A 16,075-nucleotide genomic window follows, 5' to 3' on the forward strand; every position below is an offset into this window, starting at 1 on the left:
AATTTTTCTTTCTTCTTCCTTTTGTCTTAAAAACAACAGAAGAAGAATTTTCATAATTCGGAAAAAAGTGCGAAATTTGCAACGCTTTTCAAGTTTGACAAGAAACTTACTAACACCTTTAAATAAAAAATTAAAGAAAATGACTAAAAGTGCATTGCAAATCGCAAGGGCTGCTTACCAGCCCAAACTTCCGAAAGCATTGGCATCAGGAGCTGTTAAGGCTGTAGCAGGTGCTGCTACTCAATCTGTAGCCGATCAGGAAGCTATCAAAGCATTATTCCCGAACACGTATGGAATGCCGTTGATTACATTCGAAGCCGGTGAAGCTGTTGCTCTTCCTGCTATGAACGTAGGTGTAATTCTTTCCGGTGGTCAGGCTCCGGGCGGACACAATGTAATCTCCGGTTTGTTCGACGGTATCAAGAAATTGAATCCGGAAAACAAATTATATGGTTTTATTTTGGGTCCTGGTGGTCTGGTAGATCACAACTATATGGAACTGACTGCTGATATCATCGACGAATACCGTAATACGGGTGGTTTCGATATTATCGGTTCCGGACGTACGAAGCTGGAAGCTGAAAGCCAGTTCGAAAAGGGTTATGAAATCATCAAAGAATTGGGTATCAAGGCACTGGTTATCATTGGTGGTGACGACTCTAACACAAATGCTTGTGTATTGGCTGAATACTATGCTGCTAAGAAGTATGGTGTACAGGTAATCGGTTGTCCGAAAACAATCGACGGTGACTTGAAGAACGATATGATTGAAACTTCTTTCGGTTTCGATACAGCTTGTAAGACTTATGCTGAAGTAATCGGTAACATCCAACGTGACTGTAACTCTGCACGTAAATACTGGCACTTCATCAAATTGATGGGTCGTTCGGCTTCTCACATTGCACTGGAATGTGCTTTGCAGGTACAGCCTAACGTATGTATCGTTTCAGAAGAAGTGGAAGCAAAAGATATGTCTTTGGATGATGTAGTGACTTACATCGCTAAAGTGGTAGCAGACCGTGCAGCACAAGGACACAACTTCGGTACAGTATTGATTCCGGAAGGACTGGTTGAGTTCATTCCTGCCATGAAACGTCTGATTGCTGAATTGAATGACTTCCTGGCTGCTAATGCTGAAGAATTCGGTCAGATTAAGAAATCTCACCAACGTGATTATATCATCCGCAAACTTTCTCCGGAAAACTCTGCTATCTATGCAAGTCTGCCGGAAGGTGTTGCCCGTCAGTTGACTTTGGATCGTGACCCGCATGGAAACGTTCAGGTATCATTGATCGAAACTGAAAAACTGTTGTCTGAAATGGTAGCTACTAAGTTGGCTGCATGGAAAGAAGAAGGCAAGTATGTTGGTAAATTTGCTGCTCAACACCACTTCTTCGGTTATGAAGGACGTTGTGCTGCTCCGTCAAACTTTGACGCTGACTATTGCTACTCTTTGGGTTACACAGCTTCTATGTTGATTGCTAACGGTAAGACTGGTTATATGTCTTCTGTACGTAACACAACAGCTCCTGCTGCTGAATGGATTGCTGGTGGTGTGCCTATTACCATGATGATGAACATGGAACGTCGTCACGGTGAAATGAAGCCGGTTATCCAGAAAGCATTGGTAAAACTGGATGGTGCTCCTTTCAAAGCATTTGCTTCACAACGCGAACGTTGGGCTATCGAAACGGATTATGTATATCCGGGTCCGATCCAATACTTCGGTCCTACAGAAGTTTGCGACCAGGCAACTAAGACTTTGCAACTGGAACAAGCTAAATAAATACACTTCAGAGCAGTTGTTAATGTAATAGTTGCAATAACAGCTGCAATGAAGGGTTCTTTCAGGCACGGATTACGCGGATTAACACGGTTTTTTAGTTATTTCTTAATAAACCGTGTATTCCGTGTAATCCGTGCCTATCTCTAAAAATATTGATCGTTTAAAGTAAATGCCGCAACGCAACAACCCGATGTCTGCCGTACAGAAGAAAAGAACTGTTTCCACCACTAAAAGAAAGGGAACGACCTCTTCTTCCAAAACTTCCCGTACCTCAAAAAAGGAACAGGTGAAGCATCGAACTGTGATGCCTACCTGGCTCCGTAATATGCTGGCAGTGATGATTGTCGGTTGTTTCTCCGCAGCTTTCTATTATTTCTTTATCCGTCCTTATGCTTATCGATGGAAACCTTGCCATGGCTTAAAGGAATACGGTGTCTGCATCCCTGACGGATATGATATTCATGGTATTGACATTTCTCACTATCAGGGAAAGATTGATTGGAAGAAGCTGTTGCAGAATAAAGAGACGGCTACTCCTTTGCATTTTGTCTTTATGAAGGCAACAGAAGGAGGAGATCATAACGATACTACATTTGAGGCAAACTTTGCCAATGCCCGTAATCATGGATTTATCCGTGGCGCTTATCATTTTTATATTCCGAGCACGGATGCTTTGAAACAGGCGGACTTCTTTATTCGCACGGTAAAACTGGATTCCGGTGACCTGCCTCCGGTTCTCGATGTGGAAGTGACCGGACGAAAAGAGAAAAAGGAATTACAGCAAGGCATCAAACGCTGGCTGGACCGGGTGGAATCTCATTATGGGGTGAAGCCTATTCTTTATACCTCTTATAAATTTAAAACCCGTTATCTGGACGACTCTATCTTCAATGCATACCCTTATTGGATTGCCCATTATTATGTGGACTCTGTAAGGTATCAGGGAAAATGGCACTTTTGGCAACATACGGATGTGGGAAGTGTTCCCGGTATTAAAGAAGACGTAGATTTGAATGTATTCAATGGCTCGTTAGAGGAACTTAAAAAGCTGACAATTAAGTAACGGGTATTTCTTTTCCCTACAACTTATCTCTTCTCATATTTGTTATAATCGTATTATTACTTAAAAGATACGATTATGAACTTTGATATAGCTATTATTGGTGGTGGTCCGGCCGGGTACACAGCTGCCGAACGGGCAGGGGCCAACGGATTAAAGGCCGTTCTTTTTGAGAAAAAGGCAATGGGTGGAGTATGTCTCAATGAGGGGTGTATTCCTACTAAAACTTTGTTATATTCTGCTAAAATACTGGATAGCATCAAGAATGCTTCCAAATATGGCGTTTCTGCCGAATCTCCTTCGTTCGATTTATCCAAGATTATGAGCCGTAAAGATAAAACAGTAAAAATGTTGACGGGCGGTGTGAAGATGACTGTGAGTTCTTACGGAGTGACTATTGTAGAAAAGGAAGCTCTGATAGAAGGAGAAAAAGATGGGAAAATACAAATCATTTGTGATGGAGAAACCTATTCCGTGAAATATTTGCTGGTATGTACCGGCTCTGATACAGTGATTCCTCCTATACCGGGACTGTCAGAAATCAGTTATTGGACTTCCAAGGAGGCATTGGAAATAAAGGAACTTCCAAAGACGCTGGTCATTATTGGCGGCGGGGTGATCGGGATGGAGTTTGCTTCTTTTTTCAACAGTATGGGTGTGAAAGTGCATGTGGTAGAAATGATGCCGGAGATTCTGGGAGCGATGGATAAGGAAACCAGCGGTATGCTTCGTGCCGAATATGCCAAACGTGGAGTCACTTTCTATTTGAATACGAAAGTGGTGGAAGTAAATCCTCATGGAGTTGTGATAGAAAAAGAAGGCAAGACGTCTACTATTGAAGCGGAGAAGATTTTGCTTAGTGTAGGACGTAAGGCAAATCTATCCAAGGTAGGACTGGACAAGCTGAATATAGAACTGCATCGGAATGGGGTGAAAGTAGACGAACATCTGTTGACTTCGCATCCTCGTGTATATGCGTGTGGTGATATTACAGGCTATTCTTTATTGGCGCATACCGCTATCCGTGAAGCGGAAGTCGCTATCAATCATATTTTAGGAGTGGAAGACCGTATGAATTACGATTGTGTTCCGGGAGTCGTTTATACCAACCCTGAAGTGGCGGGAGTGGGAAAGACAGAAGAAGAACTGGTAAAATCAGGAGTTCCTTACCGTGTTTCAAAATTACCGATGGCTTATTCCGGACGGTTCGTTGCGGAGAATGAACAGGGAAACGGACTCTGTAAGCTGATCCAGGATGAAGACGGGAGGATTATCGGTTGTCACATGTTGGGAAATCCGGCATCAGAACTTATTGTGATAGCAGGTATTGCTATTCAGAGAGGGTACACGGTGGAGGAATTCCAGAAGACTGTGTTTCCGCATCCTACGGTCGGAGAGATTTATCACGAAATAATGTTTTAACTCTTATTCCGCTTGATCTATGATTCGATGTATCTATAGTCCGTTTACTGATATTTACTTTCACTTGGCAGCAGAGGAATATCTGTTGAAGCAGGGAAATGAAGATATTTTCATGCTTTGGCAGGATACTCCTTCTGTGGTAATAGGTAAGCATCAGCGGTTGCGGTCGGAAGTCGATAAGAAATGGGCGGAACAGGGACGAGTACATATTGCCCGTCGTTTTTCGGGTGGGGGAGCGGTGTATCATGATTTGGGTAATGTCAATCTGACTTTTATAGAAACGGCTCCCCGTCTGCCGGAATTTGTTACTTATTTGCAGCGGACATTGAATTTCTTGAATTCTATAGGCCTGATGGTAAAAGGAGATGAACGATTGGGGATTTATTTGAATGGATTGAAAATATCAGGGAGTGCGCAATGCGTACATAAGAATCGGGTGTTGTATCATTGCACTCTGTTGTATGATACGGATCTGACTGCCTTGTATAAAGCTTTGAATCCGGAACCGATGGTTGATGATGAAACTTTATCGTCAGTATATGCTGTTCCTTCCGTTCGGAGTGAGGTAACCAATATTCGGAGTCACTTGCCGGAGGGAACTGTAACTGATTTTAAAGAGAAGGCTTTTCAGTATTTCAGTAAGTCCCAATCTGTCAGTGCTTTTAACGGGAAGGAAATAGAGGCTGTCAATCAGCTCCGGAAAGAGAAATATATTCAGAAAGAGTGGATATATAGTCGTTGATGTCCGGACTGGCTTTGTCAGTATCCGGTTAAAATTTACTTAACTTAAAACTTTCTATTTCAGCCCGTTGTTGTAATATCTCAAGGTTGAATAATAAATTAACTGTCTATGTCGAAATTCGAAATAAAAATGCCTAAGTTGGGCGAGAGTATAACCGAAGGGACCATCGTCTCTTGGTCTGTAAAGGTAGGTGATATGATTCAGGAAGACGATGTGCTTTTTGAAGTGAATACTGCCAAAGTAAGTGCGGAGATCCCTTCTCCCGTAGCGGGAAAAGTGGTGGAGATTTTATATAAGGAAGGTGATACGGTTGCTGTAGGAACAGTAGTAGCTATAATTGATTTGGATGGAGAAGAATCTTCAGGAACGGAGCCGGTAAATGTTTCTGAAACATCACCATCGTCAGCGGAAACTGCTAAGAACGAATCAGCGAATACTGCATCGAAACCTGTTGTTGCAGAGGAAGAACGTTGGTACTCTCCTGTTGTGATTCAGTTGGCGCGGGAAGCTAAGATTCCGAAAGAAGAGCTGGATGCTATACAAGGAACCGGTTATGAAGGGCGATTGAGTAAGAAAGATATAAAAGATTATATTGAAAAGAAGAAAAGAGGAGGTAGCGTTGAACCGAAGCCGGCATCTGCTGCTCCGGCCGCAAGCAAACCATCAGTTGCTGTTTCTTCTGAACAGGCAAGTCCGAAGGTTGCTCCGGCTACATCTGCCGCTGCTGCCCAGCCGGCTGCCACTTTATCTAAATCGTCTGCTCCTGTAGCAATGCCTGGAGTCGAAGTCAAAGAGATGGATCGTGTCCGCCGGATTATTGCCGACCACATGGTTATGTCTAAGAAAGTATCTCCTCACGTGACCAATGTAGTAGAAGTAGACGTTACCAAATTGGTACGTTGGCGTGAAAAGAATAAAGATGCTTTCTTTCGTCGCGAAGGAGTGAAACTGACTTATATGCCTGTGATAACAGAAGCCGTGGCAAAAGCATTGGCTGCCTATCCACAGGTGAATGTATCGGTAGATGGATATAATATTCTTTTCAAAAAGCATATTAATGTCGGTATTGCCGTCTCTTTGAATGATGGAAACCTGATTGTTCCTGTGGTACATGATGCCGATCATCTGAATCTGAACGGGTTGGCTGTTGCTATCGATTCTCTGGCCTTGAAAGCAAGGGATAACAAATTAATGCCGGAAGATATTGATGGGGGCACATTTACGATAACCAATTTTGGTACATTCAAGAGCCTGTTCGGTACGCCAATCATTAATCAGCCGCAAGTAGCCATCCTGGGAGTAGGGTATATCGAGAAGAAACCTGCTGTTGTAGAGACTCCGGAGGGTGATACGATTGCAATCCGGCATAAAATGTACTTGTCTTTGTCTTACGATCATCGGGTAGTAGACGGAATGTTGGGAGGTAACTTCCTGCATTTTATAGCCGACTATCTCGAAAATTGGAAAGGCTGATAACTGATTGTTTCATTCATTAAGAACTTCATTACTCATGAAAAAGAAATATGATATAAAGACTACAGATGTAGAAACCCTGAAAAAGTGGTATCATCTGATGACATTGGGGCGTGCCTTGGACGAAAAGGCACCGTCTTACCTGTTGCAATCATTGGGGTGGTCTTATCATGCTCCCTATGCAGGACATGATGGTATTCAACTTGCCGTTGGTCAGGTATTCACCCTCGGTGAAGATTTCCTGTTCCCATACTACCGGGATATGTTAACCGTGCTTTCTGCCGGAATGACCGCTGAAGAAGTGATCCTGAACGGTATTTCCAAAGCGACGGACCCGGGTAGCGGAGGACGTCATATGTCGAACCATTTCGCCAAACCGGAATGGCACATTGAAAATATCTCCTCTGCTACTGGTACACACGACCTCCATGCAGCAGGTGTGGCCAGAGCAATGGTATATTATGGACATAAAGGGGTGGCTATCACTTCTCACGGAGAGTCGGCTACTTCCGAAGGATTCGTTTACGAAGCTATCAATGGTGCCAGTCTCGAACGTCTTCCGGTGATTTTTGTAATACAAGATAATGGGTATGGTATTTCCGTACCCAAATCGGAACAGACTGCCAACCGTAAAGTGGCTGAGAACTTCTCGGGCTTCAAGAACCTGAAGATTATCTATTGCAACGGAAAGGATGTATTCGATTCGATGAATGCTATGACCGAAGCACGGGAATATGCTATCAGTACCCGTAATCCGGTTATTGTGCAGGCGAATTGTGTCCGGATCGGTTCGCACTCCAATTCAGATAAACACACCTTGTATCGGGATGAGAATGAATTGGAATATGTGAAAGATGCTGATCCCTTGATGAAGTTCCGCCGGATGCTGCTGCGTTATAAACGTCTGACCGAGGAAGAATTGCAACAAATAGAAGCTGATGCAAAGAAAGAATTGTCTGCTGCCAACCGGAAGGCTTTGGCTGCTCCCGATCCCGATCCTAAAAGCATTTATGATTTTGTAATGCCCGAACCTTATCAGCCACAGAAATATAAAGACGGTACACATGAGGCGGAAGGGGAGAAGACTTTTCTGGTCAATGCCATTAATGAAACATTGAAAGCTGAATTCCGCCATAATCCCGATACCTTTATTTGGGGGCAGGATGTGGCAAACAGGGAAAAAGGAGGCGTGTTTAATGTAACCAAAGGTATGCAGCAAGAATTCGGCGAGGCCCGTGTATTCAGTGCACCGATTGCGGAAGATTATATTGTAGGCACCGCCAATGGAATGAGTCGTTTTGATCCTAAAATTCATGTGGTGATTGAGGGAGCGGAGTTTGCCGATTATTTCTGGCCTGCCATAGAGCAATACGTGGAGTGTACTCATGAGTACTGGCGTAGCAATGGGAAATTTGCTCCGAATATAACTCTGCGTCTGGCTTCCGGTGGTTATATCGGTGGAGGCTTGTATCATTCTCAAAACCTGGAAGGAGCTTTGACTACTTTACCGGGGGCACGTATTGTTTGTCCATCTTTTGCGGATGATGCTGCCGGATTACTTCGTACCAGTATGCGATCCAAAGGCTTTACGCTGTTCCTCGAACCGAAAGCATTGTATAATTCGGTAGAAGCGGCAGCAGTAGTGCCGGAAGATTTTGAAGTACCTTTCGGGAAAGCACGTGTTCGTCGTGAGGGAACAGATTTGAGCATTATTACCTATGGCAATACCACCCATTTCTGCCTGCACGCAGCAGAACGATTGGAAAAAGAAGGTGGCTGGAAAGTGGAAGTCATTGATATTCGCTCCTTGATTCCGTTGGATAAAGAGGCGATATTCGAATCGGTCAAGAAAACGAGCAAGGCATTGGTCGTTCATGAAGATAAAGTTTTCTCCGGTTTTGGTGCGGAGCTTGCTGCTATGATTAGTGGAGAGATGTTCCGCTATCTTGATGGACCGGTGCAGCGTGTGGGGTCTACTTTTACTCCTGTCGGTTTTAATCCGATTTTGGAAAAGGAAATTCTGCCGGATGAGACCAAGATATACGAGGCTGCCCGGAAATTATTGGAATATTAAATAGTGTGGATTATGAAAAAGATAGGCTTATTTTATGCTACCAAAGCTGAAAGAACGAGTTGGGTGGCAGAGAAAATACAGAAAGAATTTAGTAAGGAAAAGATAGAAACAGTGCCTATTGAACAGGCTTGGCAAAATGACTTTGAAGCTTATGACTGTTTCATTGTCGGTGCTTCAACTTGGTTTGACGGAGAACTTCCTACATATTGGGATGAATTGTTGCCGGAGTTACGGACAATGAATTTAAAAGGAAAGAAAGTTGCAATCTTCGGGTTAGGAGATCAGATACGTTATCCGGAAAACTTTGCGGATGGCATCGGATTATTGGCAGAGGTATTTGAAGAGGATGGAGCTACGCTAGTCGGCTTTACTTCTTCCGAGGGTTACACTTTCGAACGTTCCAAAGCTTTGCGTGGCGGGCAATGGTGTGGTCTGGTTGTTGATTTGGATAATCAGTCTGAACATGCGGAAGAGAAAATAAAGGAATGGTGCCAACAGATAAAGAGGGAGTTCGCGTAACAACTATGTGAAGACCTCGTTCATAATAATCTGATCTCCTCTCTTCTACGAGATAGTGACGCTATCCAATAAAAATGGTGACGGTATATGATTGGGATACTGACGGTATCATTGTCATATAGCGTCACTATTTTTTTTATATCAATCAAGAGTTTTGTGTTTATTAATAGTGTATATCAACCATGATTTTCGGTTGCCCCTTTATAAATAAACTTCACCTCTGCCCAACGATTTTTCTCTTTATAATGGACAAAAGTCAGTCCGTTTTTTCCGGCTTCTTCCCGGATGGAGTCAATGTCGTCTACATAAAATCCGCTCATATAGATTTCAGAATCAGTATGCATACAGGCAACATATTGTTTCATATCATTCAGTAATATATTCCGGTTGATATTGGCAATGATGACATCGAAAGGTCCTTTTCCGGTCAGTGACGAAGCATCTCCCTGTGAAACCACAATGTCATCTACATGATTTAATCCGATATTTTCGATGGAGTTGCGTACACACCATTCGTCGATATCGATAGCCGTGCAAGGACGTGCACCTCGCATTCGTGCCAGAATGGCAAGAATTGAAGTTCCGCAACCCATATCCAGCAGGGATTTATTATTCAGTTCGTTGTCCAGTAATTCTTCAATAATAAGGCTTGTCGTTTCGTGGTGTCCGGTGCCGAAAGCCATTTGCGGGTTGATAACAATGTCATATTCCGCTTTGGGAACATCCTGATGGAAAGTACTGTGAATCACACAGCGGTTGCCAATAATAATAGGTTGGAAGAAATTCTTTTCCCATTCTTCGTTCCAGTCCTTGTCTTCTGCTTCAATATAAGTATAGGTGATTTCTGTGTCGGGTATAGGAAATTCATCTATCGCATTTTTTATAACAGTTTCGTCACATAAGGATTGTTGGATGTATGCAGTCAATCCGCCTTTGCTTTCAACAAAACTTTCGAATCCGGCTTCGCCTAATACTGCAGCCAATACATCATTCACCGTTTCGGTGCAAGGATGTGTCTGAAATGAAAACTCAAAATATTTCATAATCTTTCTTTTTATCTGAATAATGATGGGACAAAGATACTCAAAAACGAAGTCTTGACGAAGTTTTTTAATGAAGTATATGTTGCTATCAACAAAAGCTCCAAATGGACTTCTTTGATTTGTATATATCGTATGTGAATTTTACCATACCTTTGATATCATAAGTTAAATAGACGTATTTCGATAGAATCAAACACCTCTTTTTCTCTATAAAAGTAGTGAAATAGGGATTTCCCTATTATCCTTTGGGGAAAATCTCCCTCGAACGAAAAATCTCTTCCTTATCTTTGTAACGTGAATAAGTTTAAGTAATTACATAAACCGAGATGATATGAAAAAGATTGTTTATTTCTTGCTATTTGCCTTGTGCCTCCCGATAGGCTTGATGGCACAAAGCGTTGATGACGACCTTTACTTCATTCCTTCAAAAGACAAACAGGAGAAGAAAGAAACTCCGGTTAAGAAGGAACCGAAGAAACAGGTGACCAACATCTATACTTCACCGGGTACTACAGTAGTGGTTCAGGACCGTAAGGGAAGAACACGGGATGTGGATGAATATAACCGCCGTTACGATGCACGTGATAATGAATTCGTAATGGATAATGATACCTTATATATAAAAGAAAAATCTAATCCGGATTTGGACGGAGAATGGGTGACAGGTGAATTCAATGGTACGGAAGACGACTATGAATACGCTGAACGTATCATCCGTTTCCGCAATCCGCGTTTTGCTATCAGCATCAGCAGTCCGTTGTATTGGGATGTAGTTTACGGTCCGAATTCATGGGACTGGAACGTATATACCGATGGTATGTATGCTTATGCATTTCCGACATTCAGTAATCCGCTCTGGTGGGATTGGCGTTATGGCTCTTACGGCTGGGGATGGAACTATGGCTGGGGATGGAATCGTCCTTATTACGCTTGGGGATATTCTCCGGGTTATTGGGGCGGCTGGTATGGCGGCTACTGGGGTGGCTGGTATGGCGGCGGTTATTGGGGACATCACCACCACTGGCACGGTGGTCCTAGCTGGGGCTGGGGCGGAGGTGGAAGCAGTCATTGGACAGGTCCTACCTATACGAATCGTCGTTCTTCCGGACAAAGCAGTTACAGAAATTCGTCTCGTCAATATGGTTCAAGTGTTCCCCGTTCAGGTAGTGGCTCTTCTGTTCGTTCTTCCGCATCTTCTTCTTATAGTAGAGGAGAAAGCTCTGCAAGACGTGTAGTGGGTACGCGTACTTCAGGTGAACGTAGCAGTTCTGTTAATCGGGTAGAAGGGTCGTCGCGTCGTAGTAGCAGTACTTATTCCCGTCCGAGCAGTACGCGGAGTAGTGGAGCAAGTTCTACTTACTCTCGTTCTTCATCTGGAGCAAGAAGCACTACCGGCAGCAGTACAACAAGATCTTCATCATATAGTCGTGGAAGTTCAACTGCTCCGCGTAGTAGTTATTCTGGCGAAAGCCGTAGTTCTTCCTCTTCTTCTTATGGAACTTCTCGTTCCTCTTCTTCTTCACGGAGTTATTCACCGGCTTCTTCCGGCAGTAGTTCACGTGGCAGTTATTCTTCCGGTGGCGGTGGTGGTTCTACCAGATCTTCAGGTGGTGGCGGCTCCTCCCGTAGTAGTAGAAGATAGGAAGTCAGATGTTTAATTAAAAGGAATGAAAGGTATGAAAAAGATATTTACTATAGCTGTATTGGGGTTATTGGCATCGGCAACTCCGGTTGTGGCACAGACAGTTTATGATGGTGCCAAACTGACCGGAAAAGATTTAAACGGAACTGCACGTTTTGTAGGTATGGGCGGTGCCATGGGAGCTTTAGGTGGAGATATCTCCACCATGGGCACGAATCCTGCCGGTATTGGACTATTTCGTAGTAGCGATGTTATGACTTCCTTCGGATTTTCAGCTTATGGAACCGAAAGTAAATACTTGAATAACAAACTGAATTCAGATAAATCGAGAGCTTCGTTTGATAATATTGGATTTGTGTTTTCTTCAAAGATCGGGAATAACACTCCTCTGCGTTTTGTGAATTTTGGATTTAATTATCATAAGGCAAAGTCCTTCTATAAGAATATGGATATGAAGGGTAATCTGGGAGACTATTCCCAAACTTTCCTGATGGCTTCGCAAGCTGGAGGTATTGAGGGATGGGGAAACAACCCTTATGATGATCCGAATATCGGCTGGCTTTCTGTTTTAGGATATGATGGTTGGGTGATAACAGATATAACGACGGATAAGATTAATCCGGCAACAGGTAAGCCCAATAATATTTATACTGATAAGGACGGAAACCAAATTAATAATTTTGAAGGTAAACCTTTGTATGTTTCTCCTGGAAACTATAAAGGAATGTTCCCTTATGGGAATGCTAATTTCCGTTCTGAAGAGCGCGGTGGTATTGACCAATATGATTTTAATGTTTCGTTCAATATTAATGACCGGGTGTATTTAGGATTGACTCTTGGTGCATATTCTGTTGATTACAGTAAGTACACATTTTATGAAGAAGTCTATGAAAGTAATGAAGGGTATGACTTACAAAGTTGGAACAAGATCACAGGTTCTGGTTTTGATGTGAAATTAGGAGCTATCATTCGTCCGTTTGAATATTCGCCTTTCCGTATCGGACTGGCTGTTCATACTCCGATCTTCTATAGTCTTGATTATAAAACAAGCGCACAGATTGCATCAGATGTGATTAATGAGGAAACCGGTGAGATGGGTGGAGATGTAGTAAAGACTTGGGATCATGTTCCCGGAAAGGCTGATATGGTTCGTTCATTTAATTTCCAAACCCCATGGACTTACAATGTAAGTTTAGGTTATACAGTAGGGAATAGTCTGGCTTTAGGAGCTGAATATGAATACCAGGATTATTCTTCTATGAAGTTTAAAGATCCGGATGGTTATTCTTCTTCTTTTGAGTTTGAGAATAGCACAACGCCTATGTTGAAAGGAGTTAATACAGTTCGTTTAGGTTTAGAATATAAGGTGATTCCACAATTTGCTCTTCGGGCTGGTTACAATTATAGTACTGCAGCTTTCCATAAGGATGCTTTCAAGGATCTGCCGTTTAACTCTATTCAGACAGACACGGATTTTGCCAACTCTAAATCAATGAGTAATTATACATTGGGTATTGGTTATCGCGGATCAATGTTCTATGCCGATCTAGCCTATAAATTCTCTACGTATAAGGAAGACTTCTATCCGTTTGTAAATGGATATGCAAATGAAGATGGTGGTGTAACTATTGGTGCACCGGAAGCAACGAAAGTGACGAATACACGTAGCCAAGTGTTGTTTACCGTAGGTATGCGCTTCTAATCTAATAAAGAGACAGTTTTCAATTTCAATAATAACTTTTGTGTGTAAAAAATCCCTGGAATGCTGAGTGTCTACAGCGGTTCCGGGGATTTTTATTAGTATCGCTGTTATTCTTTTGTTTTATCTGCGTAACGGAGTACGTTCATCAATAATTCCGCGACCTCCGTAAAGTCTCATCGTAACAGGACTTCCGGCTTCTATGGTAATATCCTGATCTGCGATGATAGGTTCTTCCTTATCGTCTACGATTACAGAACCAATCTTCTCACCAGCTTTGATTATTTGTGGAATCAAGTTAGTCAGGATACCTTCTGAAATTTTCCGGATACTGATATATTCCGGGGTTGCATTCTTGTCAGCTTCGATTTTACCGTTGAAAAGATCCTGCACACCTTTGTTCTTCAGGAAAAGTTTAACGATTGCTTTACCTTCGTACGGGTTGCCTTTTTCATCAAGTAGAATAACGGGCGCAGTCATTCGCTTGAATGTAAGGGCTACATTGCTAGAACCTTTGCGGGCTTGGGCTGTGCCGAACAAATATTCTAAACCGCCTTTGATATCACGGTAGCGACTAAAGAGGGATCTAGTCGTTACATCACCGGACAATTCAGGATAATGAGCATAGAAAGTTACAGCTTCCGAATCTGTAGCTGTCTCGCTCCAATTTTGGTTATCTACTCCCAAGGTAAAAGGCTGATATTCCTGCTCGGAAACGGACATTGAAATGACATCTCCGGCTGAAAAACTACTTTTTAAAGGAAGTGACAGGGTACTGCTGCTACGAGTAACAGCGTCAGTGATACTTTCATTGTCGACAGTAGTAAGAAAGTTGATACCTTCTTTACTGGGGGCTTGCAGTTCGTCTTGTTGTTGACAACTGAACAGGCATACTGATGCCATCACAAATAAAAGGCTTTTTCTTTTCATTTGAGGGATAATTAATAGGTTAATAATAGTGAGAGGTTTTTTAATATTCTACTCTGTCTTCTTTGGCCGCCCAAGCTTTGAAGGCAGTAAGGGCTTCATTATGCAATAAGATTTCGGAAGGAAGCTTTCTGTCTTCAGGCTTCAGTTCCAGTTCGTCATAAATAAAAGAGTCATCGAAGCCAATATTCTTGGCATCGGTCTTATTGTTTCCATAGTACATTTTATCCAAACGTGCCCAGTAAATAGCACCGAGACACATGGGACAAGGTTCGCAGGAAGTATAGATTTCGTATCCGCTAAGATTAAAAGTACCGAGTTTGGCAGCTGCGGCACGTATTGCACTCACTTCGGCATGAGCAGTTGGGTCACATGATGCCGTAACACGATTCACTCCTGTTGCAATTATTTCCCCCTCTTTCGTGGCAATCACAGCACCGAAAGGACCTCCACCATTTTTAACATTCTCTTTGGAAAGCTCGATTGCTTTCCTCATTAAGGCTTCTTTAGTCATGGTACAAAAAAGTATATTGTTAGTTTCATTTTTTCCTTCTCTTCTTTATACAAAGATAGAAAAAACTAACAATATACAATGGAATATCCCTATTAATTTTTTTACAGTATCGGTAAACTGCGGAGAAGAATGATACTTTTTTTGCTTTTTGGGGTTATAGTTTGCCTAAAATTTTATCCATTACCCAATTAGTAAGCGTTGCGCTTTCACCGTCACAGGAGCAAACGGACTTACCCAATAAGTGATCTACCACTGCTTGAATGAGAGGTTGTTGCACATGTTCCGGGTTACCGATGCAGATTTCTTCCCGTCCTTTTTCGGTATGTAAGCCTATAGGTTCATAAGTAAAAACAGAGAAACAAATCATTCCCTTGTCACCGATAATTTCAATACGGTCTTCGCGGGCAGAGTCATGGGCTACGAAACACCAGGAACCGCTACCAACCAATCCGTTATCAAATTGGAAACAGGCGCTTAATGTATCTTCAGCAGGATAAAGTCCACCCCGATTACTCTTATAACCACTTGCTTCGAGGATGCAGCCGAACATATCCTGCAACAAATCAATCTGATGCGGAGCAAGGTCATAGAAGTAGCCACCTCCGGCAATGTCAGCCTGCACACGCCAGGGAAGATTATCGCGATTGTAATCCAGATCGCGTGGCGGTTGGGCAAAACGAATCTGCACATTGATGACATTACCGATAGTCCCGTTCTCTACCAATTCCTTTACTTTCTGGAAATAGGGGAGATAACGGCGATAGTAAGCTACGAAACAAGGAACTCCCGTTTCATTGGATATGCGGTTGATGCGTGTACATTCTTCGTACGTCACAGCCATTGGTTTCTCAATATAAGCAGGTTTGCCTGCTTTCATGGACATAATGGCATACGTAGCATGTGAAGAAGGAGGAGTGGCAATGTAGACAGCATTTACTTCCGGATCATCGATCAGTTCTTGTGCATCGTCATACCATTTTTTGATTCCTCTCTCTTTGGCATACGCTTTCGCCTTCGCACCGTCACGACTCATTACGGCTACGACTTCCGAATGTTCTACTTTCTGGAAAGCGGGACCACTTTTTGTCTTGGTTACTTCTCCGCAACCAATAAAGCCCCATTTGATAATCTTTTCACTCATAATATATACCTATTGTGTCTGCTTTAACAACTC

At 42.7% G+C, this 16,075-nt stretch carries 13 protein-coding genes; 9 read left to right on the forward strand and 4 right to left on the reverse strand.

Annotated elements, in window-relative coordinates; all coding sequences use genetic code 11:
• The first annotated feature begins 139 nt into the window (after nucleotides 1-139).
• The 7 genes from AB3G73_RS01930 to AB3G73_RS01960 all read left to right on the forward strand — a co-directional run bounded on the left by AB3G73_RS01930 (nucleotide 140) and on the right by AB3G73_RS01960 (nucleotide 9,076).
• Nucleotides 140-1,786, forward strand: a complete 1,647-nt coding sequence (locus tag AB3G73_RS01930; protein WP_074556442.1) for a diphosphate--fructose-6-phosphate 1-phosphotransferase — start codon at nucleotides 140-142, stop codon at nucleotides 1,784-1,786.
• Nucleotides 1,787-1,955: 169 nt separating this feature from the next.
• A complete protein-coding gene (locus tag AB3G73_RS01935; RefSeq protein ID WP_234131988.1) occupies nucleotides 1,956-2,849 on the forward strand; it encodes a glycoside hydrolase family 25 protein in 894 nt (297 codons plus the stop codon).
• 75 nt (nucleotides 2,850-2,924) lie between these two features.
• Complete coding sequence (lpdA, locus tag AB3G73_RS01940; RefSeq protein WP_234131987.1) at nucleotides 2,925-4,268, forward strand: dihydrolipoyl dehydrogenase; 1,344 nt, start codon at nucleotides 2,925-2,927, stop codon at nucleotides 4,266-4,268.
• Between the two features lie 19 nt (nucleotides 4,269-4,287).
• On the forward strand, nucleotides 4,288-5,010 hold the full coding sequence (locus AB3G73_RS01945) for a lipoate--protein ligase family protein (protein WP_148366191.1): 723 nt from the start codon (nucleotides 4,288-4,290) through the stop codon (nucleotides 5,008-5,010).
• Between the two features lie 108 nt (nucleotides 5,011-5,118).
• Nucleotides 5,119-6,483 carry a dihydrolipoamide acetyltransferase family protein gene (locus AB3G73_RS01950; RefSeq protein WP_258980180.1) on the forward strand — a complete coding sequence of 455 codons (1,365 nt, stop codon included), beginning with the start codon at nucleotides 5,119-5,121 and terminating at the stop codon, nucleotides 6,481-6,483.
• A gap of 37 nt (nucleotides 6,484-6,520) precedes the next feature.
• Nucleotides 6,521-8,557 (forward strand): thiamine pyrophosphate-dependent enzyme, encoded by a 2,037-nt coding sequence (locus tag AB3G73_RS01955; RefSeq protein WP_258980182.1) that lies wholly within the window; start codon nucleotides 6,521-6,523, stop codon nucleotides 8,555-8,557.
• A 12-nt stretch (nucleotides 8,558-8,569) separates the two neighbouring features.
• A complete protein-coding gene (locus AB3G73_RS01960; RefSeq protein ID WP_234131984.1) occupies nucleotides 8,570-9,076 on the forward strand; it encodes a flavodoxin in 507 nt (168 codons plus the stop codon).
• Nucleotides 9,077-9,252: 176 nt separating this feature from the next.
• Here AB3G73_RS01960 and prmA read toward each other — a convergent pair whose 3' ends face one another.
• A complete protein-coding gene (gene prmA / locus AB3G73_RS01965) occupies nucleotides 9,253-10,119 on the reverse strand; it encodes a 50S ribosomal protein L11 methyltransferase (protein ID WP_074637181.1) in 867 nt (288 codons plus the stop codon).
• Between the two features lie 331 nt (nucleotides 10,120-10,450).
• Between prmA and AB3G73_RS01970 the strand changes: the two genes are divergently transcribed.
• Nucleotides 10,451-11,761 carry a hypothetical protein gene (locus AB3G73_RS01970; RefSeq protein WP_367742184.1) on the forward strand — a complete coding sequence of 437 codons (1,311 nt, stop codon included), beginning with the start codon at nucleotides 10,451-10,453 and terminating at the stop codon, nucleotides 11,759-11,761.
• A gap of 34 nt (nucleotides 11,762-11,795) precedes the next feature.
• Nucleotides 11,796-13,463: an OmpP1/FadL family transporter gene (locus AB3G73_RS01975; protein WP_367742186.1), complete on the forward strand. Its 1,668-nt coding sequence runs from the start codon at nucleotides 11,796-11,798 to the stop codon at nucleotides 13,461-13,463.
• A gap of 120 nt (nucleotides 13,464-13,583) precedes the next feature.
• On the opposite strand, the gene AB3G73_RS01980 is transcribed toward AB3G73_RS01975, so the two are convergent.
• From AB3G73_RS01980 to AB3G73_RS01990, 3 genes are all read right to left on the reverse strand, one after another.
• On the reverse strand, nucleotides 13,584-14,390 hold the full coding sequence (locus AB3G73_RS01980; protein ID WP_195649072.1) for a fimbrillin family protein: 807 nt from the start codon (nucleotides 14,388-14,390) through the stop codon (nucleotides 13,584-13,586).
• Between the two features lie 40 nt (nucleotides 14,391-14,430).
• Complete coding sequence (locus AB3G73_RS01985; protein ID WP_148366205.1) at nucleotides 14,431-14,901, reverse strand: nucleoside deaminase; 471 nt, start codon at nucleotides 14,899-14,901, stop codon at nucleotides 14,431-14,433.
• A gap of 154 nt (nucleotides 14,902-15,055) precedes the next feature.
• Nucleotides 15,056-16,042: a Gfo/Idh/MocA family protein gene (locus tag AB3G73_RS01990; protein WP_004325616.1), complete on the reverse strand. Its 987-nt coding sequence runs from the start codon at nucleotides 16,040-16,042 to the stop codon at nucleotides 15,056-15,058.
• Nucleotides 16,043-16,075 lie beyond the last annotated feature (33 nt).

Source organism: Bacteroides sp. L008, assembly GCF_040812255.1.
GTDB classification, from domain to species: domain Bacteria; phylum Bacteroidota; class Bacteroidia; order Bacteroidales; family Bacteroidaceae; genus Bacteroides; species Bacteroides vicugnae.

What these genes read in the sequence shown, in the direction of transcription:
- AB3G73_RS01930 (WP_074556442.1), top strand. Translation starts at nt 140, where the DNA reads ATGACTAAAAGTGCATTGCAAATCGCAAGGGCTGCTTACCAGCCCAAA.
- AB3G73_RS01935 (WP_234131988.1), top strand. Translation starts at nt 1,956, where the DNA reads ATGCCGCAACGCAACAACCCGATGTCTGCCGTACAGAAGAAAAGAACT.
- lpdA (WP_234131987.1), top strand. Translation starts at nt 2,925, where the DNA reads ATGAACTTTGATATAGCTATTATTGGTGGTGGTCCGGCCGGGTACACA.
- AB3G73_RS01945 (WP_148366191.1), top strand. Translation starts at nt 4,288, where the DNA reads ATGATTCGATGTATCTATAGTCCGTTTACTGATATTTACTTTCACTTG.
- AB3G73_RS01950 (WP_258980180.1), top strand. Translation starts at nt 5,119, where the DNA reads ATGTCGAAATTCGAAATAAAAATGCCTAAGTTGGGCGAGAGTATAACC.
- AB3G73_RS01955 (WP_258980182.1), top strand. Translation starts at nt 6,521, where the DNA reads ATGAAAAAGAAATATGATATAAAGACTACAGATGTAGAAACCCTGAAA.
- AB3G73_RS01960 (WP_234131984.1), top strand. Translation starts at nt 8,570, where the DNA reads ATGAAAAAGATAGGCTTATTTTATGCTACCAAAGCTGAAAGAACGAGT.
- prmA (WP_074637181.1), bottom strand. Translation starts at nt 10,119, where the DNA reads ATGAAATATTTTGAGTTTTCATTTCAGACACATCCTTGCACCGAAACG.
- AB3G73_RS01970 (WP_367742184.1), top strand. Translation starts at nt 10,451, where the DNA reads ATGAAAAAGATTGTTTATTTCTTGCTATTTGCCTTGTGCCTCCCGATA.
- AB3G73_RS01975 (WP_367742186.1), top strand. Translation starts at nt 11,796, where the DNA reads ATGAAAAAGATATTTACTATAGCTGTATTGGGGTTATTGGCATCGGCA.
- AB3G73_RS01980 (WP_195649072.1), bottom strand. Translation starts at nt 14,390, where the DNA reads ATGAAAAGAAAAAGCCTTTTATTTGTGATGGCATCAGTATGCCTGTTC.
- AB3G73_RS01985 (WP_148366205.1), bottom strand. Translation starts at nt 14,901, where the DNA reads ATGACTAAAGAAGCCTTAATGAGGAAAGCAATCGAGCTTTCCAAAGAG.
- AB3G73_RS01990 (WP_004325616.1), bottom strand. Translation starts at nt 16,042, where the DNA reads ATGAGTGAAAAGATTATCAAATGGGGCTTTATTGGTTGCGGAGAAGTA.